Source organism: Pedobacter namyangjuensis (genome assembly GCF_003313325.1).
In the GTDB taxonomy this organism is placed as follows: Bacteria; Bacteroidota; Bacteroidia; order Sphingobacteriales; family Sphingobacteriaceae; genus Pedobacter; species Pedobacter namyangjuensis.
The window spans coordinates 330,781-357,399 of record NZ_QMHQ01000004.1; the positions used below are offsets into that span (position 1 = coordinate 330,781).

General features: G+C 36.8%; 23 protein-coding genes. 6 read left to right on the forward strand and 17 right to left on the reverse strand.

What is annotated here, in order from left to right:
- Positions 1-16 precede the first annotated feature (16 nt).
- Positions 17-997, reverse strand: coding sequence for a deoxyhypusine synthase family protein (locus tag DUT69_RS17185; RefSeq protein WP_113654490.1), 981 nt, complete (start codon positions 995-997; stop codon positions 17-19).
- A gap of 457 nt (positions 998-1,454) precedes the next feature.
- On the opposite strand from DUT69_RS17185, the gene DUT69_RS17190 reads away from it, so the two are divergent.
- Together DUT69_RS17190 and DUT69_RS17195 are read left to right on the forward strand one after the other, a co-directional pair.
- Entirely contained in the window at positions 1,455-2,588 is a 1,134-nt protein-coding gene (locus tag DUT69_RS17190) for a BamA/TamA family outer membrane protein (RefSeq protein ID WP_113654491.1), read from the forward strand.
- A 209-nt stretch (positions 2,589-2,797) separates the two neighbouring features.
- Entirely contained in the window at positions 2,798-4,972 is a 2,175-nt protein-coding gene (locus tag DUT69_RS17195) for a penicillin acylase family protein (protein ID WP_113654492.1), read from the forward strand.
- A gap of 142 nt (positions 4,973-5,114) precedes the next feature.
- Here DUT69_RS17195 and DUT69_RS17200 read toward each other — a convergent pair whose 3' ends face one another.
- The 3 genes from DUT69_RS17200 to DUT69_RS17210 form a co-directional block, all read right to left on the reverse strand.
- Positions 5,115-7,679, reverse strand: a complete 2,565-nt coding sequence (locus DUT69_RS17200) for a M56 family metallopeptidase (protein WP_113654493.1) — start codon at positions 7,677-7,679, stop codon at positions 5,115-5,117.
- A gap of 1 nt (position 7,680) precedes the next feature.
- Positions 7,681-8,043, reverse strand: a complete 363-nt coding sequence (locus DUT69_RS17205; protein WP_113654494.1) for a BlaI/MecI/CopY family transcriptional regulator — start codon at positions 8,041-8,043, stop codon at positions 7,681-7,683.
- Positions 8,044-8,368: 325 nt separating this feature from the next.
- On the reverse strand, positions 8,369-9,190 hold the full coding sequence (locus DUT69_RS17210; protein WP_240186750.1) for an O-methyltransferase: 822 nt from the start codon (positions 9,188-9,190) through the stop codon (positions 8,369-8,371).
- A gap of 4 nt (positions 9,191-9,194) precedes the next feature.
- On the opposite strand from DUT69_RS17210, the gene DUT69_RS17215 reads away from it, so the two are divergent.
- Positions 9,195-10,052, forward strand: coding sequence for a transglutaminase-like domain-containing protein (locus tag DUT69_RS17215; RefSeq protein ID WP_113654495.1), 858 nt, complete (start codon positions 9,195-9,197; stop codon positions 10,050-10,052).
- Positions 10,053-10,242: 190 nt separating this feature from the next.
- On the opposite strand, the gene DUT69_RS17220 is transcribed toward DUT69_RS17215, so the two are convergent.
- The 5 genes from DUT69_RS17220 to DUT69_RS17240 form a co-directional block, all read right to left on the reverse strand.
- Positions 10,243-11,151 (reverse strand): alpha/beta hydrolase, encoded by a 909-nt coding sequence (locus DUT69_RS17220; RefSeq protein WP_113654496.1) that lies wholly within the window; start codon positions 11,149-11,151, stop codon positions 10,243-10,245.
- Between the two features lie 40 nt (positions 11,152-11,191).
- Positions 11,192-12,266 (reverse strand): peptide chain release factor 2 gene (prfB, locus tag DUT69_RS17225; RefSeq protein WP_113654497.1). Its coding sequence is split into 2 segments (ribosomal slippage): positions 11,192-12,205 and positions 12,207-12,266, totalling 1,074 coding nucleotides; the frame shifts between segments, so codons are not numbered across the junction.
- A gap of 82 nt (positions 12,267-12,348) precedes the next feature.
- Positions 12,349-12,951 carry a DUF5034 domain-containing protein gene (locus DUT69_RS17230; RefSeq protein WP_113654498.1) on the reverse strand — a complete coding sequence of 201 codons (603 nt, stop codon included), beginning with the start codon at positions 12,949-12,951 and terminating at the stop codon, positions 12,349-12,351.
- A 23-nt stretch (positions 12,952-12,974) separates the two neighbouring features.
- Positions 12,975-14,279: an amidohydrolase gene (locus DUT69_RS17235; protein WP_113654499.1), complete on the reverse strand. Its 1,305-nt coding sequence runs from the start codon at positions 14,277-14,279 to the stop codon at positions 12,975-12,977.
- An 89-nt stretch (positions 14,280-14,368) separates the two neighbouring features.
- Complete coding sequence (locus DUT69_RS17240) at positions 14,369-14,884, reverse strand: hypothetical protein (protein ID WP_113654500.1); 516 nt, start codon at positions 14,882-14,884, stop codon at positions 14,369-14,371.
- Between the two features lie 57 nt (positions 14,885-14,941).
- Between DUT69_RS17240 and pgi the strand changes: the two genes are divergently transcribed.
- The 3 genes from pgi to DUT69_RS17255 all read left to right on the forward strand — a co-directional run bounded on the left by pgi (position 14,942) and on the right by DUT69_RS17255 (position 17,992).
- The gene (gene pgi / locus DUT69_RS17245) at positions 14,942-16,588 is read left to right on the forward strand and encodes a glucose-6-phosphate isomerase (protein ID WP_113654501.1); all 1,647 of its coding nucleotides are present in this window, start codon (positions 14,942-14,944) and stop codon (positions 16,586-16,588) included.
- A gap of 94 nt (positions 16,589-16,682) precedes the next feature.
- Positions 16,683-17,348, forward strand: coding sequence for a hypothetical protein (locus DUT69_RS17250; RefSeq protein WP_113654502.1), 666 nt, complete (start codon positions 16,683-16,685; stop codon positions 17,346-17,348).
- A gap of 101 nt (positions 17,349-17,449) precedes the next feature.
- Entirely contained in the window at positions 17,450-17,992 is a 543-nt protein-coding gene (locus tag DUT69_RS17255; protein ID WP_113654503.1) for a DUF4251 domain-containing protein, read from the forward strand.
- 2 nt (positions 17,993-17,994) lie between these two features.
- Here DUT69_RS17255 and DUT69_RS17260 read toward each other — a convergent pair whose 3' ends face one another.
- From DUT69_RS17260 to DUT69_RS17295, 8 genes are all read right to left on the reverse strand, one after another.
- Positions 17,995-19,068, reverse strand: coding sequence for a glutaminyl-peptide cyclotransferase (locus DUT69_RS17260; RefSeq protein WP_113654504.1), 1,074 nt, complete (start codon positions 19,066-19,068; stop codon positions 17,995-17,997).
- Positions 19,061-19,426 carry a YraN family protein gene (locus DUT69_RS17265; protein WP_113654505.1) on the reverse strand — a complete coding sequence of 122 codons (366 nt, stop codon included), beginning with the start codon at positions 19,424-19,426 and terminating at the stop codon, positions 19,061-19,063. The genes DUT69_RS17260 and DUT69_RS17265 overlap by 8 nt, the downstream gene beginning before the upstream one ends.
- Before the next feature lie 52 nt (positions 19,427-19,478).
- On the reverse strand, positions 19,479-21,437 hold the full coding sequence (dnaG, locus tag DUT69_RS17270) for a DNA primase (RefSeq protein WP_113654506.1): 1,959 nt from the start codon (positions 21,435-21,437) through the stop codon (positions 19,479-19,481).
- 75 nt (positions 21,438-21,512) lie between these two features.
- Positions 21,513-22,184, reverse strand: coding sequence for an SGNH/GDSL hydrolase family protein (locus DUT69_RS17275; RefSeq protein ID WP_113654507.1), 672 nt, complete (start codon positions 22,182-22,184; stop codon positions 21,513-21,515).
- A 2-nt stretch (positions 22,185-22,186) separates the two neighbouring features.
- Positions 22,187-23,758 (reverse strand): serine hydrolase, encoded by a 1,572-nt coding sequence (locus tag DUT69_RS17280; RefSeq protein WP_113654508.1) that lies wholly within the window; start codon positions 23,756-23,758, stop codon positions 22,187-22,189.
- A 79-nt stretch (positions 23,759-23,837) separates the two neighbouring features.
- Positions 23,838-24,782 carry a hypothetical protein gene (locus DUT69_RS17285; RefSeq protein ID WP_113654509.1) on the reverse strand — a complete coding sequence of 315 codons (945 nt, stop codon included), beginning with the start codon at positions 24,780-24,782 and terminating at the stop codon, positions 23,838-23,840.
- A 72-nt stretch (positions 24,783-24,854) separates the two neighbouring features.
- Positions 24,855-26,039, reverse strand: a complete 1,185-nt coding sequence (locus DUT69_RS17290; RefSeq protein ID WP_113654510.1) for a M20 metallopeptidase family protein — start codon at positions 26,037-26,039, stop codon at positions 24,855-24,857.
- A 69-nt stretch (positions 26,040-26,108) separates the two neighbouring features.
- Positions 26,109-26,543 (reverse strand): SPOR domain-containing protein, encoded by a 435-nt coding sequence (locus DUT69_RS17295; protein WP_240186751.1) that lies wholly within the window; start codon positions 26,541-26,543, stop codon positions 26,109-26,111.
- Positions 26,544-26,619: the final 76 nt, after the last annotated feature.

The window sequence follows — 26,619 nt, forward strand, 5'->3', positions numbered from 1 at the left end:
CAAATTTGTATGTTAATTACATTTTTAATATCCAAGCAAAAATCAATGGCGCAACAATGGTTGCATCAGATTCTACAATGAATTTTGGCGTATTAATATCTAATTTACCCCAGGTAATCTTCTCGTTTGGCACTGCGCCAGAGTAAGATCCGTAAGAGGTAGTCGAATCAGAAATTTGGCAGAAATAGCTCCAAAACGGAATGTTTTCCATTTCCATATCCTGATAAAGCATTGGTACAACACAGATTGGGAAATCGCCTGCAATACCTCCACCAATTTGAAAGAAACCAATTCCTTTACCTGCTGAATTGGCAATGTACCAATCCGCTAGCCAGCCCATATATTCGATACCGCTTTTCATAGTGGTAGCTTTTAATTCGCTTTTCATTACATAAGATGCAAAGATGTTACCCATTGTAGAATCTTCCCATCCCGGAACAACTATTGGCAAATTCTTTTCCGCAGCTGCTAACATCCAAGAGTTTTTCGGATCAATTTCATAATATTGCTCCAAATCGCCACTTAGCAACATTTTGTACATAAACTCATGCGGAAAATAACGTTCGCCTGCCGTATCTGCATCTTTCCAAATCTTATGGATATGTTTTTGTAAACGACGAAAAGCTTCCTCTTCCGGAATACATGTATCGGTAACGCGGTTATAGTGGTTTTCTAATAAATCCCACTCGTCCTGCGGACTTAAATCACGATAGTTAGGCACACGTTTATAATGAGAGTGCGCCACAAGATTCATAATATCCTCTTCTAAGTTTGCACCAGTACAAGAGATAATAGAAACTTTATCCTGTCTAATCATCTCAGCCAAAGAAATACCCAATTCGGCAGTACTCATAGCACCTGCAAGGGTAATCATCATTTTTCCACCTTCATCTAAATGGGTTTCGTAACCTTTTGCAGCATCCATCATAGCAGCCGCATTAAAATGAAGATAGTTAGTCTCCATAAATTTCGATATCGGTCCTCTTGTAGTACTCATTTCTATATTTTTAATGTTTGGCTGCAAAAGTACGTATTTCGAATGCAATCCGAAAGTTCATTGGTTCATTTGAATAATTAGTTCATAGTAGTTTATATCATACGTCGATTTTTAAAATAACAATTGGCAACCTTGAACCAATATTTTATAGAATTTGGGCGTTTTAACACGCTTTCCACTATATCCCCGAAGAAAAATCGGGGGATGCCGTTTCAATCGTTAACGCAAGAACCGCGAAATTGAAAAAGCGATAAGAATTTAACGGTACTGTCATAACCAACTCAATTGCGTTATAATAATGCTAAAAATCATTACATCTATTAACGTTTAACCCTCCATCTGTACGGCATTCAGTAGAATCTCACAATAATGGTAATCATACGCTCAAATAAGATTTTACAATTTTACAACCAACCACCGCTATTCAAGTCTCAGCTAATTTTGTTTACTTTGCAGCATGAAAAAAGCAGGCTTACTTATACTTATTTTAAGTGCAACTACGCTACAAAGCATGGCACAAATGAAATTAATTAAGCGAATGCTATCTAACGAGAAAGACACTACCAGAAAAGCGAGCTTTATGCCTGTTCCGGTTTTAGGTTACGCACAAGAAACAGGCTTTGAATTTGGCTTGGGGGCACTTTATTCGTTTTACATGGATAGAAAAGATACATTAAACAGGAGTTCAAATTTCTCTGGAACCGCTTCTTACTCTACCGAGAAAACTTATAATTTAACCCTAAAAGGCGATGCCTGGACTAAAGGAAACAAATATCATTTTATTGGCGAAGTTAGGTTTAGAAAAATGCCTTTTAACTTCTACGGCTTAGGAAATAATACCGCTCAATTAGATGCAGACCGATTAGTGCAACAGCAATTCAAAATGTTATTTGATGCGGAAAAAGCATTTGTAAAAAACGCTTACACTGGAGTTTCTTTAGGCTTTGAGCATTATCATTATACAGATAAAGTTGCAGGAGGTATTTACGAAACATCACCTAAAATTTTTGATAGAGGTGGTGGCCATACGGCTTTTGTGGGAGTTTCTCAAAGTTACGACACTAGAAACTCTAACAACTACCCTACTAAAGGTTTTTTTGGAAGAGTAACCTACCAATATGCGCCTAATATTTTTGGCGGAGATAATTTTACGGGTAGCCAAATTAAAGTGAACATTCGTAATTTCTGGCCAATTGCACCGAAAGTTGTTTTGGGGGTGCAAGGCTTATACCACACCGTACAGAGCACGCAAACACCGTTTTACCTTTTGCCGCAATTGGGTAATGATGAAATTATGCGTGGTTATTATACTGGGCGATACCGCGATGAAAATTTATTGGCTGCTCAGGCAGAAATCCGTTATCGCTTTATGAACAGATTTGGTATTGTCGCTTTTGCGGGTAGCGGGAAGGTTTTTGGCAACAGCAATTTTAATTTGCAGGACCTTAAACCAAACTACGGTGTAGGCGGAAGATACTTTTTTGATACCGCTAAAGGTTTAAGCGTACGCTTGGACTATGGAGTTGGGGAGAAAAAACCTAATGAAAAACGCCAAAATGGTGTCTACATTAGTTTGGCGGAGGCTTTCTAGCCTAAATGTTGTAATCCCGACTTTGGAGAATCTGGCAAAAAGGAACGCTAATGAATAGATTCTTCGTTGTACGCTGAGTTACAAAAGATTAAGAATTTATCACTTTACTGAATCACAAATCCTCAAAAAGATTTATTCGCTACTCTAAAAAATAATTCACAATTTAGTCATGTTGCCAATCCTTATTCAAATGACGGCATACATCGCTTATGAAAAACTTATTTCTTTTACTTCTTTTACCTGTTTCTGTTTTCGCTCAAAAATTTACTGCTACCGAAATAGCTTCATTTGAAAAACAGGCCAAACAGGTTAACATAATTAGAGATAAGTGGGGAATACCGCATGTTTACGGCAAAACGGATGCAGATGCTGTTTTCGGCTTGCTTTACGCACAATGCGAAGACGATTTTAAACGTGTTGAGCTAAATTACATTGAAAAGCTAGGTCGATTAGCCGAAATAAATGGCGAAAAGGATCTTTTTAATGATTTACAGATTAGATTGCTGATTGACACTGCCGAGGCAAAAGCCGATTATGCAAAACTGCAGCCATCGTTTAAAAAGTTGTTAGATGCCTATGCATCTGGCATAAACTATTACTTGTACAAAAATCCTCAGGTTAAACCTGCCCTACTTACTCGTTTTAAACCTTGGCATGCGCTTTTATGGACAGACGGAAGCATTGGCGCCATCAACACCGCAAACCTAACTATAGCAGAACTTAAAAATTTCTATACTGGCAACCATCAACCAACAGCCTACGTGCCGGTGTTAAAAGACCAGCAAAGTGGCTCAAATGGATTTGCTTTTGCGCCGAGCATTACAGAAAATGGGAATGCAATTTTATATATCAATCCGCACACAACCTTTTATTTCAGACCAGAAGTACAAATGCAAAGCGAAGAAGGATTAAATGCTTATGGGGCTGTAACTTGGGGGCAGTTTTTTGTTTATCAAGGCTTTAACGAACATTTAGGCTGGATGCATACTTCTAACAATGTTGATATAGCAGATATGTACGCCGAGAAAATTACCAAAACGGAAAAAGGTTTATTCTATGAGTACGACAAAAAGAAGTTTCCGGTAGTCGTAAAGAAAATGACGTTTAACTATCGTGATGGAGAAACGCTAAAAAGCAAAACCTTTACCACCTACTTTACCAATAAAGGTCCCATTATGGCTATCAGAGATGGTAAGTGGATTAGCCTAAAATCTAAAAATAGAAATACGCAAAGTTTAGTTCAAAGCTGGGTACGTACAAAAGCGAAAAGTTTTGATGAGTATAAAAAAGCGATGGATTTGCAGGCAAATGCTTCGAATAATACGGTTTATGCAGATGCCAAAGGTAACATTGCCTATTGGCACGGAAATTTTATACCAATTAGAGATACCAAATACAATTGGGCCGATGTTGTTGATGGTTCTTCTTCGGCAACCGCTTGGAAGGGTTTGCACAAAGTGGAAGATATGGTGCACTTATATAATCCTACAAACGGATGGCTACAAAACTGTAACTCTACCCCATTTAGTGTGGCTGGCAAAAACAGTCCGATCAAAGCTAATTATCCAAGCTACATGGCGCCAGACGGCGAGAACTTTAGAGGAATAGCAGCGAATAAATTATTAGCGCAACCAGCAAAATACAATTTGGATAAAGTGATTGCTACTGGCTATAACACTTATCTTCCTGCTTTCGAAGTTCTGATTCCTGCTTTGTTAAAAGCTTACGACCAAATTCCGCAAAGCGATCCATTAAAAGCTGAATTGAGAGTTCCTGTAAGTTTATTAAAATCGTGGGATTACCAAGGCAGTAGCACTTCGGAAGCTACCACTTTAGCATTAGAATGGGCGCCGAGACTCAACCCAATCATTCAGAAAGTATACATAGATCCAGGAGAAAAAGATCAGGTGGAAAATACGCTAGCTTTTGTGGCTAGCGCCCGACCCAATGATTTGTTAGAACCGTTAAAAGCAACGTTGGCGGACTTAACAAAGAGATTTGGAAAATGGCAAATTGCTTGGGGCGAAGTAAACCGCTTTCAACGTTTAACCGGTGCAATGACCGAAACTTATAACGATGAAACCGAAAGCTTGCCTGTTGCTTTCGGTTCTGCACTTTGGGGACAACTGCCTTCTTACCGAAGTAATCAATTTAAAACCAACAGACGTTATGGTTTTAGTGGAAATAGTTTTGTTTGTGCGGTAGAATTTGGGTCAAAAATTAAAGCAAAATCTATTTTAGCTGGCGGCAATAGTGGCGATCCAAAATCTAAGCACTTTAACGACCAAGCAGAAATGTATAGCAAGGGCGAATTTAAGGATGTATTGTTTTACAAGGAAGATGTATTAAAGAATGCTGAAAGAAGTTATCAGCCTGGGCAGTAAAATATTCGGTTGGTGAGACACCAACCGATAGAAAAAAAAATATCGTCATTGCGAGGAGAGTAACGACGTGACAATCTTTGTTAATGATAAAAGAAAATATATCCTTCTAAACAAAATTTGAAAGAAACCAAATTATTGTAAATCAATTGTATTGCTCGCCGGTCGCTTTAATAACTTTGTAATCTTTAGAAATCAAATCAAATTCTACAACATCTGCATTAACTTTAATGCCATTTTTAGTTACTAAAGAAGCCATATGAGCAGTTAGGACATTTGAGTTTTGATCAGCTTGAATAACTTTTGCTTTAACAAGGAAACCGTCTACATTTAATTTAACATTACCACTTAGCAGAAGCATTTTATCCATAAATCGGTTAACCTTAAGCGAATCGTTTTCTATTTTTAACTTCGATAACAATTGATAGGCAGCTGAATTAGTTTTAATATTACTTTCCGGCGTCTTATTTGTAACGTAACTATCTTTTTTCAAATCGTAAATAATATACTGCTCACTTACCGTTCTACCTTTTTCTAGCTTAAGTTTTCCATTTTTCGCTGTAATTTTCTCATTTTTTTTATCCCAAGCAATCTCGTCAGCCTCCAATTCGTTTGAAGCTATCTTCATTACGCCATTCTTAACATAAACAATATTCGATTTCGTATCAACTCTCACGTTAGTAGATGAGAGCAACTTAGGACTAATCGATTTTGCTGCCAAATTAATTTGTTCTTCATTTTTAGGTCTACTAAAGTTGTTTGAAGATAATTCTTTAACCTTCTGTTTTCCATCTTCGTAATAAAATCTATCGAATAAGGCTTTGTTCTTTAACTCATATTTCTTCGGCCAAGAGTAAAGTACAATCATTTTATCAGTTGAATAGGTGTTTTTTGCTATCAGTTTTTCACCAAAGAATTTAACAACAACAGAATCGCCTACTTTAAAGTCTTTGGTCTTAAATTTTTGGCTAGCCACATTCAAGTTAATGGTAAACCCTTTATCATTTAAAACTATACTCCTAAGCGTACCATCGTTATTTTTATCTAATGTTTTAATTTTAGACCAAGCGTAACGAGCTTTGTTTGCTTCGTAAAGAAAAGCATAGCTCGGTATTTCATATATAAGTTTCCCTTTTGTTCCTAATACTTTAGATGGGATATAAAAAGCTGTTACATTTTTGAAACGATTTGGATCCCCAATTGGAGCTGGCGGTGTACCACTACCTCCGATAGTTACTTCAATTTCATCACCGACTTTAACTTTTCCCTTAAAATTATATGCAGACAATGGTATGGTATTTTTTCCAACTTGAAAATTCAAAATTTCGAGCTTATCCGTTTTTTTAAAACCGATAACTATTCCTTTAAAGGTTTTTCCAATCAAGGTATCGGTTGTTTTAAAATTTTGTTTTTTAGCAACTTGTCCTCTAACAATTGATTCCGATTCCAGTTGCTGCGCTTTAAGTCCCGCTTCAGTATCAGTTTCGTAAATTAACTTCCCATCAAGCTTTGCTAATTTTGACATTCCGAAAACTGGTCTCTCAAGCTCCCTTATTATATTACCATTTGAATCCTTTACTTCTATCTTATCGACAGTTCCACTTATGACAACTTGTATTTCGTCCCCTGGTTTTACCTTACCTTTTGCCATATTAAAAACTTCTAAAGTATTTTCACCATACTTGAAATTTAGTACTTCACCTACCTCTGTTTGTAAAACACTTTTAACTTTACCTTTTAGGGTTTTGCCCCACAAATGCGAATTTAATTTCAACCTAGGTTCGATTACTGATGCTTCACTTTTAGGCTTAGAATTAACCTCAACCACATCAACAGTAAAACCCCATAGTAAGCATAGCCCAACTGGCAAAGCCAACAAGTACATTAATTTTTTCATATTCTTTGATTTTGAATTAAATAGCATTTTTATTCTCGCCTTAATTGGGCTTTTTACAAAGTTGTGTACCAAAGGCATTTCGCTTTTAGCAATAGCGAGTTTTAGCAATAAATTGGCGTACTGCGCAGTACCGAAGCTTTCTGAAGTTGCTTCGTCAGCTTCATACTCGTGGGCTTGTTCAAGAGCTTTGTCGTACAAGTAAATTATCGGGTTAAACCAGAGAATTGCCTTTGCCAACATCAAAAACATTTTATCTGCAGAATGCAATTGTTTTGCGTGTACAGCTTCATGCTTAAGCAATACTTGTAGCTCGGCATCGCTTATGTTTTTGTTGTCTATAAAAACATAGTTAAAAAAAGAGCAATTAGTAAATCCGCTTGATTTGGTTACAATCTTTAAACCGTTTATTTGGTTAAAATTCCTTTTTGTATGCCTAAATAATTGGAGCAATCGCCAAGTGGCAACACCTAGCAAACAAGCTACAATAGCAAGATAGAGATTTGGCAAGAGCGCATACCAATCAAAATTTTCCTCAATCTTCGGTGCAAGAGTTACCGCTTCCGAAATTATAGGTTGTTCAACTAAAGTTGGCTCTAAAAAAGTTTCGGTTGGTACATAAGCTATAGGACCTTCTGCAACTTCTCTTTCTATTGTAAAACTCAACGACGGGATTACAAAACTTAGTATCAGCGTGGCCAACAAATAAAACCGATTAGTTTTAAAGAAAGTTAGCTTTCTAAGCACCAAAAAGTAAAACGCATAGAACAGCGCTGTACAAGCACTAACTTTTAAGAGGTAGTTGAACAGTTCCATATCATTTGTTTTTGTTAATTAACGCCTGCAACTCTTCTATATCCTTTTTGCTCAACTTCTCTTCTTTTACCATAAATGATAGAAGACTAGCCGGCGAACTATCAAAATAGCCAGAAAAGATTTTCGAAAAAGTAAGTTTGGTGTATTCCTCTTTGCTTATAGCCGGAAAATACTCGTAGGTTTTACCATAAGCTTTATAGTTTACGTAACCTTTTTTCGCCAACAACCTTACTATAGATGAAATGGTATTATACGGCGGTTTTGGCTCATCGTCTAACTCATCTATAATATCTTTAACAAACGCAGTTTGTAATTTCCACAGAATCTGCATTATGCGTTCTTCGGCTTTGGTTAATTCTTCCATAACCTAAAGCTATAACTAAATTTTAAGTTTTACAACTGTTTTTTAAGTTATATAATTTAAAAAGCAGTTTTAAAAAGTTAAATAACTGACAATCAGTTAATTTATTTTAAAAATTGAAAAGAATTTTAATGTAGCAGAACTAGTTGATTTTTTTGCAAAAAGTGAATTTCTTAAACCTGATTGAAATGGAAATCCTTTAGCCAAAAGCCAATTTATTGGATTTTAGGGCTAAAGATTGAAATGTAAAGCAGGACTGATGCAAGCGACAAGCACTAACATTGTTTTACAAAAAACGAGCTAACTGTTGGTAAAAGAATGAGGAAAATTAAAACTTAATCTTGAAATGCTCTTTTGCTTGCCCTTTCTTAAAATAAACCAAGCCAATCCAAAATAAATCTACCGTAACACTAACCTCAGGATGATTTTTAATTTCCCGCCAAGCTTCTTTCATGCCATCGCTCCAGTAAATATCGTCGAATATTAATAGCGAGCCTTCGTGCAACTTTGGCAAGCACCAATTAAAATAATTTAAGGTTGCTTCTTTGGTGTGGTTCCCATCAACATAAACAAAATCCAATTGTTCGGCGGCATCTATGGCTTTCGGTAAAAGTTCGTTAAAATTACCTACTTGCAGTTCTGTATTCTGCAAACCTAAGTCCTTAAAATTCTGATACGCAACCGCAGCGGTTTCTGGGCAACCCTCTATGGTTAGTACATTGGCGTTGGGCACCGCTTTAGACAGATAGGCAGAAGTTATGCCTAAACAAGTACCCAATTCTATAATATTTTTAGGCTGTTGCGCCAAGGCAAGGCGATAAATTAGTTGTGCTAAAGACGGCTTTTTTAAGGCATTTTTTGCAATTTCCTTAACCTTTTTAGTTCTGTTTTTATTCAAATGAGAACCTGCCCCGAGGTCGGTAACGGTAATTAATTTATCGTCATTTAAAAGTTTTTTTCGTTGCGCTTCAATTGCTTCGTATTCTTTTTTAGCAGAAAAATCGTAAATTACCTCATCAGTAAGTTTATAAACAAATGGCGAATGTGTGCCATGTCTACTTTTTGCAGTAATGCGGTGCTTGAGATAATCAGCAATAAATTTAAAAACCATAGCTGCAAAAATAGGCAAACAGAAATTTGTAATTTGCATTTTAATGGAAAATCTTAAAGAAATTGGCGCTCTTGTTAAATTACTGGATGATCCTGATCAGGAAATCTACCAACATGTGCAAGAACGCCTGTTAGAATACGGAAACGAAGCAATTTCTGAACTCGAAAGTGCTTGGGAGCAATCTTTAGATACGGTTTTGCACGAGCGTATAGAAAACATTGTGCATACCATCCAATTTAATAATGTAAAAGAAGATTTAAACTTGTGGTACCAAAGTGGAGCATTTGATCTTTTACAAGGCGCTTTAATTATTAATCGCTACCAATACCCAGATTTGGATGAGCAGGCCATTATTTTCCAAATTGAAGAAATTAAGCGAGAAATTTGGGTAGGCTTGCAGTATGAGATGAGTTCCATCGAAAAAATAAAGCTCATTAACCATATTTTTTACAATCAATTTGGCTTTAACGGCAATACCAAAAACCACCACGACCCGCAAAACTCTTACTTAAACCAAGTTTTAGAAAGCAAAAAAGGCAACCAAATTTCGCTGGCAATAATTTACGCAACACTTGCCCAAAAGTTAGATATACCTGTTTATGGCGTAAACCTACCACAGCACTTTATTCTGGGTTACATAGATGAGAGCAACGCCGAAAAAGAATATGGCGTGCTATTTTACATAAATGCTTTTAACAAGGGCGCAATTTTTGGCAAGCACGACGTGGATCAGTTTTTACGACAGCTTAATTTAGAGCCACAACCTGGTTTTTACTCGCCTTGCAGCAATACAGAAATTATCCGTAGGGTTATTAGAAACCTGATTTCGGCTTACGAAAACCTGGGTGCTACCGAAAAAGTTGAAGAGCTGAAACAGCTACAGGATATATTAACAGTTTAATTCTAGTTGAAAAGCAGGGATAGTTCTATTTTTAAAGGCTAGTCCCGTTATGCGCTTTATTCGCTACTCTTCATGCTCGCTCCTACCGGGTTTAAGTAACCTAGGCCTGCGCACAAAAAGAACGAAGAAAAAACGGGAAGACTTACAAATCCACTGCATTGCTTATTGAAACTCGTAAGCCTCTAAAAATCTATAGCCAGCTATTAGCCGTCATCCAATTTTTTAAAGTCTGGAACCAATCTTCTTTGGTGGTTTTATTGTTAAGTCCAAAACCATGTCCTCCAGCTTGGTAAATATGCATTTCTGCTGGCACATTAGCGCCAACTAACTTTTCATTGTAGATTAAACTATTTCTAACCGGTACCGTAACATCATTATTTGCGTGCACCAAAAATGTTGGCGGGGTTTGTGCATTTACGTGATTTTGGTTAGAGAAATAATTTTTCTGGGCTTGTGTAGGTTCATTACCTAGTAATTTACTTACCGAACCAGCATGAGTGATGGTTCCGAAGCTAATAACCGGATAAATAAGGATAGAAAAATCTGGACGTAAACTGATATTTTCTGCATTTGCTATCTTCATATCATTGTAGTGCACGCTTAAGCTAGATGCCAAATGCCCACCGGCAGAAAAGCCCATAATACCAACTTTATTTGGGCTAATACCCCAAACGCTTGCATTTTTTCTAACTAGGTAAATAGCCTGTAACGCATCTTGTAAAGGCGCTAAAGATTTATCCACCATTACAGTATCATTTGGCAATCTGTATTTTAATACAAAAGCAGTTACTCCGGCTTCAGCAAACTTCTTCGCTACATCATATCCTTCTTTTTTAATTGCCAAAATGCTGTATCCTCCCCCTGGGCAAATAATAACAGCGGTACCATTTGGTTTAGGTGGCGAATAAACGGTTAATGTAGGTTCGAAAACCCTGCTAACCCTAGTTACCCCATCATTGCCTGTAATCGATGCTTCTTTAAAATCTGCTGGCGCTTTTTTCGATCCGGGTACGGTGCCGTTATACAAGGGTATAACTTGTTGCGCATTTAGTTGCATTGCCATAAAAAACAACAAGAGTAAAAAAGATAGCCTTTTCATTTATTTAATTTAAAGTAGTTAAATGTTGCTTAAAATAGGTTTAAAATTCCATTAAATAAGCTTTTAAAAAATCATTTATATCACCATCTAACACAGCGTTTGGGTTAGATGTTTGGAAATTTGTTCGGTGATCTTTTACCCTCCTATCGTCTAGCACATAACTTCTGATTTGCGAACCCCATTCAATTTTTTTCTTAGAACCTTCTATTGCTGCAGTAGCCTCGTCTCGTTTACGTTGTTCTATTTCAAAAAGCTGAGATTTTAGCAATCGCATAGCATTTTCTTTATTTTGCAATTGCGACCTTGACTCTTGGTTTTTAATGATGATTCCCGAAGGTTTATGGTGCAGCCTAACTGCAGTTTCTACCTTGTTAACGTTCTGACCGCCGGCACCACCAGCTCTAAAAGTTTCAAACTCTACATCGGCAGGGTTTATATCAATTTGAATAGTATCATCTACCAAAGGATAAACATATACCGAAGCAAAAGAAGTATGTCTACGTGCATTAGAATCGAAAGGCGATATTCTTACCAAGCGATGCACACCATTTTCGCCTTTTAAATATCCATAAGCAAATTCGCCTGCAATTTGTATGGTTACCGATTTTATGCCTGCAACCTCTCCTTCGTTATAATCTTGTTCAGTAACCTTATAACCATTTTTCTCTGCCCACATTAAATACATACGCAAAAGCATATATGCCCAGTCGCAACTTTCTGTACCACCCGCACCAGCTGTAATTTGCATTACCGCATTTAGTTGGTCTTCCTTGGTTTTGAGCATGTTTTTGAGCTCCAAGTCTTCTACAACTTTTAAAGCAATCTCATATTGCTCGTCAACTTCGGCCTCACTAGCATCTCCCGCCTGAAAAAAATCGTACAAAACAACCGTATCTTCTACAGCAGAAGAGGCTTGCTTAAAACCATCAGTCCATTTCTTTTTACTGCTGATATTAGCTAAAATACCTTCCGCTTTTTTCGGGTCATCCCAAAAATCAGGCGCCAGCGTTACTTTCTCTTCTTCTCTTATTTGATATACAAGCTCATCGACGTCAAAGATACCTCCCCAGCGACGCTACTCTGTCCCTTAAATCCTGCAATAATTCTTTAGTCATAATGGCAAATATACAAGGTTGAATGGTAAAAGGCGAATGGCCTAAAGCTCTGGATAAATAAACAATATTCGCAGAGTAGTTTTTACCGCAGTTCTACTTCGGTAGTTTCTGCTTCCAAAACTCTGCCGTCAGATAAGTTAATTTTAACTTTAAACTTATGTCTTTTACTTGCTGTTGGCGCTTGCTGTAAAAATATCCCTTGGTAAAAAGCTATAATGGCCGAATGCTTCAAATCTTTTAAAATTTTTAGATAATCGGCTATCGGCATGTCAGCATTATTCCATTTCGCTTTAAAATACAAACTGAGGTCGGTATTTTTTGGATGACTAGCATCAAAATCATTGTTTGAAAATATGGCTACAGATGAAATATCTTCTTTACCTATTATATTATCCTCCTCGCAACTGCAAGCCATAGCGGCTGATATTAAACCCCAATTTACGCTATGTTGCTTTAACGCAACCTGTTCAGTTACAAACTGCATCTGAATTCCAAATCTCGTACTAGCAAATACAGAGTCTTTTGTAAGCCGAGGCTCAGGTAAATTGGCGTCCAGATTTTTTAAAGACAATGCTTTTTTTGTGAAATAAATGTCTTTTACGGGGTCACAATTACAATCTACACAACCACTAATCAGTTGCAAACTCAGTGCAAGCCCAAAAATTACGAGTATCTTTTTTATCATTGTTAATACAAATTAGCGAAAATTTATTTTTTCTTCATCCCCATATAATCCAGCGTTAAATTTGCTAAGGCTTTTACTCCCAAGGTAAATCCACTTTCATCCAAATAAAAATCGGGTGTATGGTGCGATGGCGCTTTTAAAGGATCTTGCCCTTTTGGCATCCCTCCTAAAAAGAAAAACAAACCCGGAATTTTTTCTTGAAAAAACGAAAAATCTTCAGCGCCAGTTACTGGAGATTTTAATTTCACATTGTCTTTACCTGCGGAATATTGCAGAGTGGGCAACATCTTTTCGGTTAAAGCGATATCGTTAAAAGTAACCGGATAATGTGCACTGTAAGGGATCAGCACTTCTGCTTCCGCTCCCGAAGCCTCTGCTGTTTTAGTAGCAATGGTTTTAATACGCTGAATAAACATCGCCTCGTCTTCTTTAGTAAAATTGCGCACCGTACCTAACATCTCCACTTTTTCTGGAATAATGTTAGAGCGAACTCCACCGTGGATGGAACCAATAGTTACTACTCCAGGGTTTTCTGTTACATCCAAATTTCTACTTACAATGGTTTGCAGGTTATTTACAATTTGTGCAGCAACTACAATCGGATCGATACTGCTCCATGGGTAAGCACCATGAGCCTGTTTTCCAGTTACCGTAATCTTCATATCGTTAACTGCCGCCATTGTTCCACCTGGTTTGTAGGTAATTTGCCCGACAGGGGTTTGAGAATTGATATGCAAACCAAAAATTACATCAACCTTTGGATTTTGTAGCACGCCTTCTTTTACCATTAATTCGGCTCCTCCTTCTTGCCCTACCGGAACACCTTCTTCAGCAGGTTGAAAAATAAATTTTACTGTACCGGCCAAATCTTTTTTCATTCCTGCTAAAATCTCCGCAACGCCCATTAAAATGGCTATGTGGCTATCGTGGCCACAGGCATGCATTACACCAACTTCTTGATCGTTAAAGGTGGTTTTGACTTTGGATGCGAACGGAACATCTACTCTCTCGGTAACTGGCAAAGCATCCATGTCTGCACGCAAGGCTACAACTGGACCTGGCTTAGCCCCAACTAAAATACCGACAACACCAGTTTTGGCAATCCCGGTTTTAGTTTCAATTCCTAATGATTTTAAATGTTTTGCAATCACCTCGGCGGTTCGTAACTCTAAATTCCCAAGTTCTGGATGTTGATGAAAATCCCTTCGCCAGTTTACAACCTTTTGAGAAATTGCATCAGCCTTTTTTGAAACTTCGGGTTTTAAATCGTTTTGCGCAAAGATAAAAGAGGGGAAAATGAGTAATGCGGGGATGAAGAGTGATTTCATTTAAATTAATTTTCAACAAGTTAATCAAAAGCCAATAAAAAAGCCGAACTCAATTTAAGAATTCGGCTCACTCACCATAATTTATTTAGTTAGTTAAACAACCCTTTTAATTTATCTAGCACATTTCCTTCTGCGGGTTGGCCATTTGCTTGGTTTTGGTTGCCACCTTTGAACATTCCCATAACATCGTTAAGGTCAAATTTTCCATCTTCGCCACCGGCAAGTTTGCCTAACACATCTTGAATATTAAACGAACTATCGCTTGGATCGTTGGTTTTGTTTGCTAGCTTACCTAAAATAACTGGAATAATGGCAGCACCTATAGTTTTTGCAGTTTCTGCATTGATACCAAAAGCTGCTAATTTATCGGTTAAACCAGATGTTGCTTGTTGTACTACTGCATTACCTTCGCTAGCTTGTCCGCTGTTAAACATATTTGCTAACTCGGCTACATTTCCAGAAGCTAACTGGCTTTTTAGTGCATCAAAAATTGAACTTGATGCTGCCTGAATGGCATTATCATTCTGTTCGTTTGGCACTGCTGCGTTATTTACGATTGCATCTTGTGCATTTTCTCTTACTAATTGTTCTAAATTTTCTAACATGATAGGTAGTTTTAGTTTATTTTCTAATTCGTACTTTTACCGTATAAACAGTCAATTATGTTACCAAAAATAAATTTCACAAAAACAAATGCCTACAAATACTTGGCAGACCATTTTATAACGATTAACGAAAATAATCTTAAGGATTTATTTACACAAGATGGGGAACGTTTTAAAAAATTCTCGATTTTGTTCGAAGACATTCTTGTTGATTATTCGAAGAACAGAATTGATGATACTACCATCGCTTTGCTAATACAACTTGCAAAAGAATGTGAGTTAGATAAAGCTATTGAAGCAATGTACAGTGGCGATAAAATTAACCAAACGGAAGATAGGCCAGTTCTACACATCGCTTTGCGTAACCAAAGTAATAAGCCTGTTTTGGTTGATGGTAAAGATGTGATGCCAGATGTGAATGCTGTATTGGCTAAAATGGAGAAGTTTAGCAATGCGATTATCTCTGAGGAATGGAAAGGTTATACCGGAAAAGCGATTACCGACATTGTAAATATTGGTATCGGGGGCTCTGACTTAGGACCGGTAATGGTAACTGAAGCACTTAAATCTTACAAAACGAGGTTAAATCTTCATTTTGTTTCTAATATTGATGGTACACATTTAGCGGAGACGCTTAAAACCGTTAACCCAGAAACGACTTTGTTTTTAGTGGCTTCTAAAACATTTACCACACAAGAAACTATGACTAATGCGCATAGTGCAAGAGCTTGGTTTTTAGAGGCAGGTGCTAAACAAGAAGATATTGCTAAACACTTCGCCGCACTTTCTACCAATGCAAAAGACGTAGCAGCGTTTGGTATCGACACTGAAAATATGTTCGAATTTTGGGACTGGGTTGGGGGTAGATATTCTTTATGGAGCGCAATTGGTCTATCAATTTCTTTAGGTATTGGTTTTGATAATTTTAAAGAATTACTTGCTGGCGCACACGCTAGTGATGAACACTTTGAAAATACGCCGTTTGAAAAAAACATCCCAGTAATTTTAGCATTATTAGGCGTTTGGTACATTAACTTTTTTGATGCTGATACCCAGGCCATTTTACCTTACGATCAATATCTACATCGCTTTGCTGCTTATTTTCAACAAGGAGATATGGAAAGCAACGGTAAACATGTTGACAGAAACGGTGAGAATGTAGATTATGAAACCGGGCCTGTAATTTGGGGCGAGCCAGGAACTAATGGCCAGCATGCATTTTACCAGTTGATACACCAAGGAACCAAGCTAATTCCATGTGATTTTATTGCACCTGCGCAAAGCTTAAATCCTTTGGGAGATCACCATCCGATTTTACTTTCTAACTTTTTTGCGCAAACCGAAGCTTTAATGAACGGAAAAACCGAGGAAGAGGTAGAAAAAGAACTAAAAGCATCTGGGAAGTCGGACAGCGAGATAAAAAAGTTAGCACCTTTTAAAGTTTTTGATGGCAACAGACCAACTAATTCAATTTTATTGAAAAAAGTTACCCCGCGTAGTTTGGGTAGTTTGACTGCTATTTACGAGCACAAAATATTTGTTCAAGGTGTTATTTGGAATATATTTAGTTTCGACCAATGGGGTGTTGAATTAGGTAAACAATTGGCTCAAAAAATACAACCAGAGTTAAAAGGTGATGAGGAAGTGAATTCTCATGATTCTTCTACGAATGGATTGATTAATCAGTATAAAAGCTGGAGATAGAATAAGAACGAAAAAATTGTAACAATGCTGTGTTTTAGTTTGTTGTAATAATAAGTTATTTATATATTTAGTAACACACAAATCCAAATCTGTTATGAAAAAAATATTATTAATTTGCTTATTAGCATATTTAGCGCCAGCAGCTGCTCAGGAAAAAATCGATAAGTTATCGAAATCTATAGAGGATAAAAATTTTGCGTTTGTTGTAGATAACGTTAAAACAAAAGGTTCGAAAGCGGGATATATTTCTGTTACCGGTCCAAACTTATATACAGATGCAAATCCAAGTACTTTGTCTCCAGCGGCAAGCGAGAGGTTGACCAGCCAAACTAACATAAACCAGCTAGCTTTTACTTCTGAAAAACAGGAGTATTATAATCGAATTCTAGGCGATGGAAGTTATTTTCCGCCCGGCTATCTTAAATCCAATTTCAAATCGACTGATTCTACAAAATCTCAGGCAGTTTATTTAATTCAAGACGATCATGAGCTAAAAATTATTACCACGGAAAATCCTAAAAACGTTAAAGAAATTTATAAAAGTTCTTTTTTAGCTTTTTCTAATGATGCCTATAAGATAAAATCTTTTAAGAAAAAAAAGGATGGCTACGCAATTGTATATGTTCTAAAAACTGGGAACAACACAAGAAAATTGTACTTGAATATTGACAATAACGGTAAAGCTATACTACAAGGTGAACCAAATGGCCAAACCACTACGTATTTTTATGGTGAAATATTACCAATACTTAAAATTTAATTATTTTATGGAATTTAGCTGAAAAGCGAATCATAGATGGGTACAAGGTTTTAAAACTATGTACCCATTTTTTTGTTTAAATTTTAGTTAATCACATCGATATGAATGAGTTAAAAAGTTTATCAGCGGTAATTCTGTTAGCCATTTCTATAACCGCAAACGCCCAAACCGATAAGGCAACTACGAAGCGAATTGTTGATGACAAAAATTTTGTTTTTGTGGCTACATCGGCAATGCCTTTAAATGCCACCGACATTAGCAACGTTTTAAACCGAATGCCGGGAAATATGAATACTGGCGGTAATATTAACTTAACGGGAAGTAGTTATGATGTGCGAATAACGGCTGATAGTGTTGTTTCCTATTTACCTTACTATGGAAGATCGTTTTCTGCTCCGATTGGTAGAGATGAGAGTGGATTTAGATTTACCTCGAAAAAATTTTCTTACGCTAGTAAAGCAACAAAAAAAGGCGGCTGGAGCATCACTATAAATTCTAAAGACGTTAAAGATAACGTGAGGATGAATTTAAGTATTACGCAAAGCGGATATGCAACGTTGAATGTTATGAGCAATAATAAGCAAAGCATTAGTTACAACGGCTATATCAGCGAGCCTAAGGCGAAAGAAGAACCGTCTAAATAACATTATTTGGCCAAAGTTTGATCGATTTTTATCTCATAAAGCTTTGGCCATTTTTTTCCGGTTACAAAAAGACGATTGGTTTTCGAATCCCAAGCTATACCATTTAATACATTATTTTGCCTTTCGTCGTCGTCTTTGAAAAAACCTTTTGGCTCAAGCGCAGCTAAATCTATTTTAGCTTCTACCACACCAGAAACTGGATTTATAATTACAATGTTATTAGTTAGGTACACATTGGCGTAAATTTTACCATTTATATATTCCAATTCATTTAGCCTTTGCACCTCACCCAAATTATCATAAACTTCTATATAACTTTCAACTTCGTAGGTGCTTGCATTCATCGTCCAAATTTTGTTGCTACCGTCAGAACGTAATAATTTCTTACCATCAAAAGTTAAACCCCAACCCTCTCTACTACTTTGGTAAGGAAACGTACTTAGCAAATTTAATGTGCTTGCATCATAAACTAAACCAACATTTTCTTGCCACGTTAACACGATGATTTTATCGCCTACTTTAACCGAACCTTCTCCAAAATATTTAGGTTCTAACTTGGTACGTTGTATAGTTTTTCCGGTATTTAATTCAACGTACTTTAGTTCAGATTTACCGTAGCTACCTGTGCTTTCAAGCAACTTTCCATCTACATAGGTTAATCCTTGGGTATAAGCACTAGTATCGTGCGGAAAGGTATTTATTACTTTGTAATTTAAAGCCAGGGGAACATGATTGGTTTTTAAAACGATGTTTGTTATTATGGTATCTCTTTTATCGCCCTGTGCAACAACAGCGCTTAGCGTTCGGTAACCTAAAGACAAATTGCCAGTACCCAGCAACACAGAATCAGCGTTTGAAGTTTTAGCAACAACTTTATCATCAATAAGGTAAATAACAGAATCTATTTTTTCGCCCTCCGGAATATCTAGTTTTATGTTAACATCATCGCCAAGAAAAATATTATCGCCCTGCAACGGTTGACTAAAAGAAACTAAAGACTTATCTGTTTTACAAGACGATATGGTTAAAGCTACAATAAATATAAAAGCTAAGGATAATAATGTTTTGTTATTCATAAGGCCAAAATGCGTCTTCAATATGATTAATTCTATAGTTGTTCTGCTTATCAAAAAGCACCGAAATTATGTCAAAACGTATTTCGCCTTGATGATTCATGATCGCTATATATTCCGCAGCCGCAGTTTCTAGTAAATGTTGTTTTGCTATACTTACAAATTCTTCTGGTTGCCCGAAAATAACGGATGTTCTACTTTTTACTTCAACAAAAACAATCTGTTTGTTAATGTAAGCAATCAAATCTACTTCGGCTTTGCCATAACACCAATTTTCATCTAAAATTTCGTAACCTTTAGCAACCAAAAAAGCACTTGCTAGTTGCTCTCCTTGTTTACCTAAATCGTTGTGTTGTGCCATTTTGTTACATTTTTTTTCGAAAGATGGATTTATAACCTACAATATTTTCGCTCTATTTCACAATTACTGAACCTAAAAATTTGTTAATTTCTCGTTCTACGTTTTTTATGAAAGAGTATCGTTGCAGTAAAATATCTTGGTTGGTTGCGTCGGTTTCGGTTTTAATCTCTTGAAGCAAATCAAGTAAAATTCTGTCAACCTTGCGTTTTTTTAAGTGATACAAACCACCTAAAATAGTTGCTTTTAGGTTTACGGTTTCATCTCTTACGTAAATATTATGCTTATTGTACCAATTTTCGCTTAAACTGTATGGAGATGTACTTAACGTAATCGCCAAATCGGCAATATCTCTATCCTGACTTTTTATAAACTGGTTTGCAGTTGGCAATTGACCATTTTCTATTTCAATTCTATAGTGGTCGATAATTTTTTTGCAAAGCTTATTTTCGAATGTAACATCGGTTAAGTTCTGCATAATAAAAGAGCCAATGTACATGTTATCGATCTTGTCCCAGCTTACCAGCTCGTGGCCGAAAGCCAATAAAAGCCTAACAATTTCCTGTTCCTGCAAATCGTCGTTAGCAACCTTGCTTTCGGTAACTAAGGTTTCACCAGCTGGCGACGCCTGATCATCAAAAAGATTATCAGGTGGCATATCAGGATGATGCGATGGTTGGCTTCTGCTAGGCGTACTCGCTTTTTTCAGCTTTGCTGCACGCATGGTGTTTAGCTCGCTCAGCAAAACGCGTTCTTCTATCTGCAACAAGCTGCTGCACTCGCGAATAAAAACTGAAGCTTTTATATTATCTGGAATTTTAGCAATACTTTCTACAATATCTCTAATAATGCCAGCTCTTTTTAACGGGTCATTTCCAGCATCCGCCAGTAAAATATTTGCTTTATATAAAATAAAGTCTTTTCTGTTTTCCTCTACATAAGTTTTAAATGCGCCGGCACCAACTTTATGCATGTAAGAATCGGGATCATCGCCTTGCGGAAAAGAAACTACTTTTACATTAAGTCCTTCCTCCAAAATCATATCCAACCCACGCAACGAAGCTTTAATACCTGCAGCATCGCCATCATAAAGTATGGTTACATTTTGCGTAAAACGACCAATTAGTCGAATTTGTTCTATTGTTAAAGAAGTTCCAGACGAAGCAACAACATTCTCGATATTGGCTTGGTGCACCGAAAGTACATCGGCATAACCTTCTACCAAATAACAATTATCTAAATCGCGAATGGCTTTTTTGGCATGGAACAAACCATATAGAACATTAGATTTATGGTAAATATCGCTCTCTGGCGAGTTTACATACTTGGGTACGTTTTTATCGGTTTTTAACGTTCGGCCTCCAAAACCAATTACCCTACCCGTAAAGTTATGAATAGGAAACATTACCCTGCCACGAAACCTGTCGTACAGTTTGCCTTTATCATTTCTAATGGCTAAACCTGTTTTTTCCAGGTATTCTTCGGCATGCTTATTTTTTACGGCATCTAGCGTAAGTGCATCCCAAACATCGGGCGAGTAGCCCAAGTTAAATTTTTTGATGATGTCTTCCCTAAAGCCACGCTCTTTAAAATAGCTTAGGCCAATGGCTTTACCCTCGCTACTATTCCACAGTTGATCTTCGAAAAAATTTGCAGCAAATGCTGAAACGATATACAAACTTTCGCGAGCATTTTGTGCTTCAACGTCTTGTACACTTTCTACTGTTTCCTCAACCTCGATATTATACTTATTGGCTAAAAACTTAAGCGCTTCTGGATACGAATATTTCTCGTGATCCATAACAAAACGCACCGAGTCGCCACCTTTACCGCAACCAAAACACTTGTAAATGCCTTTGTTTACCGAAACGTGAAAAGAGGGTGTTTTTTCGCCATGAAACGGGCAGTTACCAATTAAACTTGTTCCCCGCTTTTTTAGGTGTACAAAATCGCCAACTACCTCCTCTATACGGGCAGTTTCCATTATTTTGTCTATCGTTTCGCGGTTTATCATACCCCTCAATCCCCTAAAGAGGACTTCAATTTTCTATGGTTAAACTAATTTAATTCTAATTCCCAATTCAGGAGGTTAGGGGGTTTTTATAAAAGGCAACATGGTATCGGCTACCAGTTTATTACCCACATCATTTAGGTGAACTCTATCGGTGGTTAAAATTCCTTTTTCCTTATCTTCCGGATTGTTTGTAGCAAGATAATCAACAAATGCTTTTCTTAAATCGCACAGCGGAAGATTGTTTTTTGCAGCTAACTCTCTTATACCTTTTGCGTAAAAGTTTAAGTCGCCATCAACTTCGTTGGTATTGTCTTTTTTCTCGCCAATTACCGTTGGCGTACACAATACAACTTTACTGCCGCCAGCTTGAATTTTGTTTATTAACGCTTGATAGAATTTAATGTATTTATCGTAATCGGTACCCGTTCTTGCACCTAATTTATGCCAAACGTCATTAATGCCAACATAAATAAAAACCAAGTCGGGCTTTTTGCTTAGCACATCATCTTCCATCCTTAAATAAAGATCGTAAACTTTGTTACCGCCAATTCCCGCTCCAGATAGTTGAAACTTTGAAGAATCTAATTGTTTTTTTAGCTGATTGATGTAGCCGTTTCCGTTTACACCAGCTTGGGTAATCGAGTCGCCAAAGAAAATTACTTTTTTTGGTTTAGGTTTCATCGCTATGCTTAAAATTAATACTGCCGAAACGGCAAGAAGAGTAATTGATTTGATATACGCGTTCATAACTATTTTTTTGGTTCAGTAATTTTAAAATCTAAATCTTGAAAATCGAAACTAAAATCTGTTAGTGGCGATACAGCTTCAATTTTAAAGCCATCGGCTTTGCCTTGGTTGTTTAATGTAAAGTTAACAAATGCATCAGCATCTAAACTTCTGTCGTACCATTTAACAATAAACGTATTGCCTTTATAAAAAGTCATATCGCCTTTAAGCTTAGGCGAGTTTTTTGCCTGAAAATGCATTTTACCATTTCTCTCACTAATGGTAACATCACCAAACCACGCATCCTTATAAGTTGCATAAAAGTTTTTAACGTCTGGCTTAACCGTGCTTGCTTTTTGAGTTGCTTCTATATCAGTCCAAACTTTTGCCACAATTTCATCTGCCTGCTTTTCGTTTTTTAACCGGTTATCGTTGTAGGTTTTAATCCTATCCATACCTGTTATACCTAAGTAACCATCTTTTATAGAATTGGTAATGGAATTAAAAGCTGCACCAGATTGTTGGTTAGTTAACACGATTATACCCAACTTTAGTTCGGGCAAAATAGTAACCTGTGTTACAATACCTGATAAACCACCAGTATGCGTAGCTTGGAACTTTCCGTTTACATTGCTTAAAAACCAACCTAAACCATAACTGCTAAAACTAGATGGATTACCGCCTGCAATAATGGTTTGCGGTGTCCAAAGCTCGCGGTGCACCGCCGGACTAAACAACTGCTTGTCTAACTTTTCTCCGTATTTTCCTGCGTTAATCATCGTAATTACCCACTTACTCATATCGGTAACGTTCGAATAAACACCACCTGCAGCGTTAGCAATTTCGCCAAAGCTTAAACCAACCGGCAACAATTTCCCTTGGTAAGGTGCATGTCCATCTATCACGTTAGTTTTATCTTTTAAACGATACCACGATGCTGCCGTTTTAGACATCGCCAATGGCTTAAATATTCTCGTTTCAATAAATTCGTCATAGGTAACACCAGATGCTCTCGCTACAACTTCGCCAGCAACGATGTAAAGCAGGTTGTCGTAATCGTACTTTGTACGGAAAGAGGAAACAGGTTTTAGAAATCTAAGGTTATGAATTAGTTGGCTTTTGGTTACAGTTGATGAATCTGGCCAAATCATTAAATCGCCAGCACCTAATCCTAAACCACTACGGTGCGTTAGTAAATCCCTAACGGTAAATTCACTTGTCACAAACGCATCGTACATTTTAAACTCCGGAATTACGTCAGTTACCTTCGTATCCCATGTAATCTTTTTCTCGTCAACCAACATACCCAAAGCGGCAGCCGTCATTGCTTTTGTATTAGATGCCACACCAAAAAGCGTATTTTCATCAACCTTTAAATTAGTTTTAATAGAGCGAACGCCGTAACCTTTGCTATGAATTACTTTGCCGTCTTTTACCACAGCTACCGCTATGCCGGGCACATTAAAGGTGCTTAACGTTTTTTCGGCAACGCTATCTATTTGTTTTGAAGATAATATTTGGGCGCTTAAACCAGTTGAGGCTAACAACAAGGCAATAAAGCCGAGCTTAGTTTTTAAGCTAGAGATTACATACATAGAATGAATTTTAAAGCTGTTAAAGATAAGAATCTTTTCAGTTTTACAAGTTTGATTTTGGCATTGCGAGAAAGCTGGCTTACTTACCTTTTGCTAGTTTATAATCTTTGTGTACTACGAGAAAACTTGCTCTTTCTTCTTTTTTAAGTGGATAATCCCAATTACCTTGATAAGTGATTTTAGTTGGCAATTTAACTTCGTTAAAATAGCTCATTTCTATATTCATCTGCACATCGAAATCGAACAGCATATTACTATACTTCATATCTACGTATCTACCTAAAATCTCGAAAGTGCGCATATCAAAAATCGTTACCAATTCCTTAATCATCAAACCATCTTTTGTCCATTTACTTAAATCCGGTTTTACCGAAACTTTAAAATGATAAACCGGAATGGAATCTAAATACGTTCCCTTGTAAAAGGTGTAATCGTAATTTTGGCGCATATTAGCGGTAAAAATCTGTGTTTTATTACCAATAAAAGGTAGCCCTTTGATGGGCCTTCCGGGATTAAAAATTAAGGTTTTTAACTTGTCTTTATAACTTTCGTTGCTACCGCCTTTACCGTCGCTACTTGGTGCATTAGGCACAAAATCGGTATTGTAGGCATTCATAAAGATATAGTCGAACATTTCTACAGTATAAAGCTGATATTTGCCATTCTTTTTGTAAACCTTGCCATTATCTTCTTTAACAAGATATTCCATTTTGTATGGCCCATCGTTGTTATGTTTTATTTTACGATAAACTTTTCCATCAACTTTGTTCTTTTTATCATAGGTATAAATTCTATTTTCGGCTATAAAGCTATATTTTTTCATATTCCGAAAAGCCTGATAAAAACTGGTATCATTTATTATGGCGTTGATAAAAGTCTCAATACCGAATTTCTGCGCTTTAATGTTCACCACAGAATCTAACTGAATGGTTTTTATGGTATCAGGATTAAAACGTATAGTTTCCTGACTATTAGCATTTAAGAACAGTGCTACAATAGATATAATTAGAATTAGTTTTTTCATTAATCTTTAGAAAGAGTTTAAAGTTTAGCGTTTAAAGTGGAAAATAAAACCTTTCTATTTTCTACTTACTACTTAATTCCCTAATTGTTTTAACGCGATGTAAGCCATCAAACCGGTCGAGGTTCTCAACGCATCTTCGTCAATATCAAAGTTTGGAGTATGTACAGAATAGGTTGTACCTTTTTCTGCGTTGCCGGTACCCAATCTGTAAAAACAGGCATCGGTAACTTGAGAGTAATACGCAAAATCTTCGGCTGCCATCCAAATATCTAAATCAATAACGTTTTCCTTACCTAAATAGTCTTCAGCAAAAAAACGGGCATTTGCTGTTAATTTTTCTTCGTTAATTAAAAAGGGGTAGCCATGGGCGATTTTAAAATCACAAGTTCCACCCATACTTTCGGCAATTCCTTCGGCCATTTTTTTCATTAAACGATGAGCTTCTTTTCGCCATTCTTCATTTAGTGTTCTAAAGGTACCTTCCAATTTTACCTCGTTAGGAATGATGTTGGTTGCTCCGTTTGCATTCATCTTACCGAATGATAAAACAGAGGGTAAACGCGGATCAGCATTTCTGCTTACAATTTGTTGCAAAGCGACGATAATATGAGCCGTTATTAAAACCGGATCTATGTTTTGGTGAGGTTGTGCACCATGACCACCTTTACCATGAACAGTTACATAAAGTTCGTCGGTAGAAGCCATGTAAATTCCCGATCTGAAACCAACTTTACCTGTTTCTATTAACGGCATTACATGCTGACCAATAATAGCCTGTGGTTTCGGATTTTCTAATACGCCTTCCTTAATCATGATACTTGCGCCCCCTGGCAATAATTCTTCTGCGGGCTGAAAAACCAATTTAACGGTTCCGGCAAACTCTTGCTTTAACTGATTTAAAATATAGGCGGTACCTAATAACGAAGAGCTATGCACATCATGACCGCAGGCGTGCATTACACCTTGGTTTTTAGATTTGTATGGTTTATCATTTGCTTCCAAAATTGGTAATGCATCCATATCGGCACGCAAAGCGATGATTTTATCAGAAGGAATGGCGCCCTTGATTAAACCAACCACACCCGTGTTAGCCATTTCGGTAAATTCAATACCCCATGCTGTAAGCTTTTCTTTTATAAAAGCTGATGTCTCAAACTCTTTAAATGAAAGTTCTGGGTTTGCGTGTATATGGTGTCGATAGCCAATTACATCATCGTAAATTTTAGCAGCTAGGTCTTGTATTTTATCTTTAATCATTTGTGTTGATGTGGGAAGGTTAATCGTTTAGTTTTTTCGGTTACGGTTTTGAAAACTGACAGCCGTTAACTATTTATATTCTTCTAATATTGGCGCATTTATTTTCTCCCTAAAAATAAAAAGCGTCGGGAAACTCGGTCTTAACTCGTTCATTAGGTTTTGAGCTTCAATGCGTGTCCTAAAATCGCCTACGCGTAAATAATAGTTTGGTTCCTTATAGGTGATATAAGTTCTTAACCTAGGGTAGGCAGTTTTAAATCGGTTTTGCTCGCTAAAGGCTTCCCGCCTATCTGCACCATAAAAAACCTGCACCCGGTAACCCATACTAGAAACGATAACGTTGCTAGCCGGATTTGTAGTGGTAGCTTTTTGTTTATTCAGTTCTATTCTCCTAGCAATTAAACTATCTATCAACGGATCTTTGATTTCGGTAACCTCGCCCTTGCTTTGCGCAAAACTTTGTTGTACACATAACATTACAAAAACCAGTAGATATTTTTTCATCATCATTATTTAACAGCTAAGCACAACATTTGTTGAGTATAAAGACACTCCAAAAAAAATGCCGAACTTTTTACAA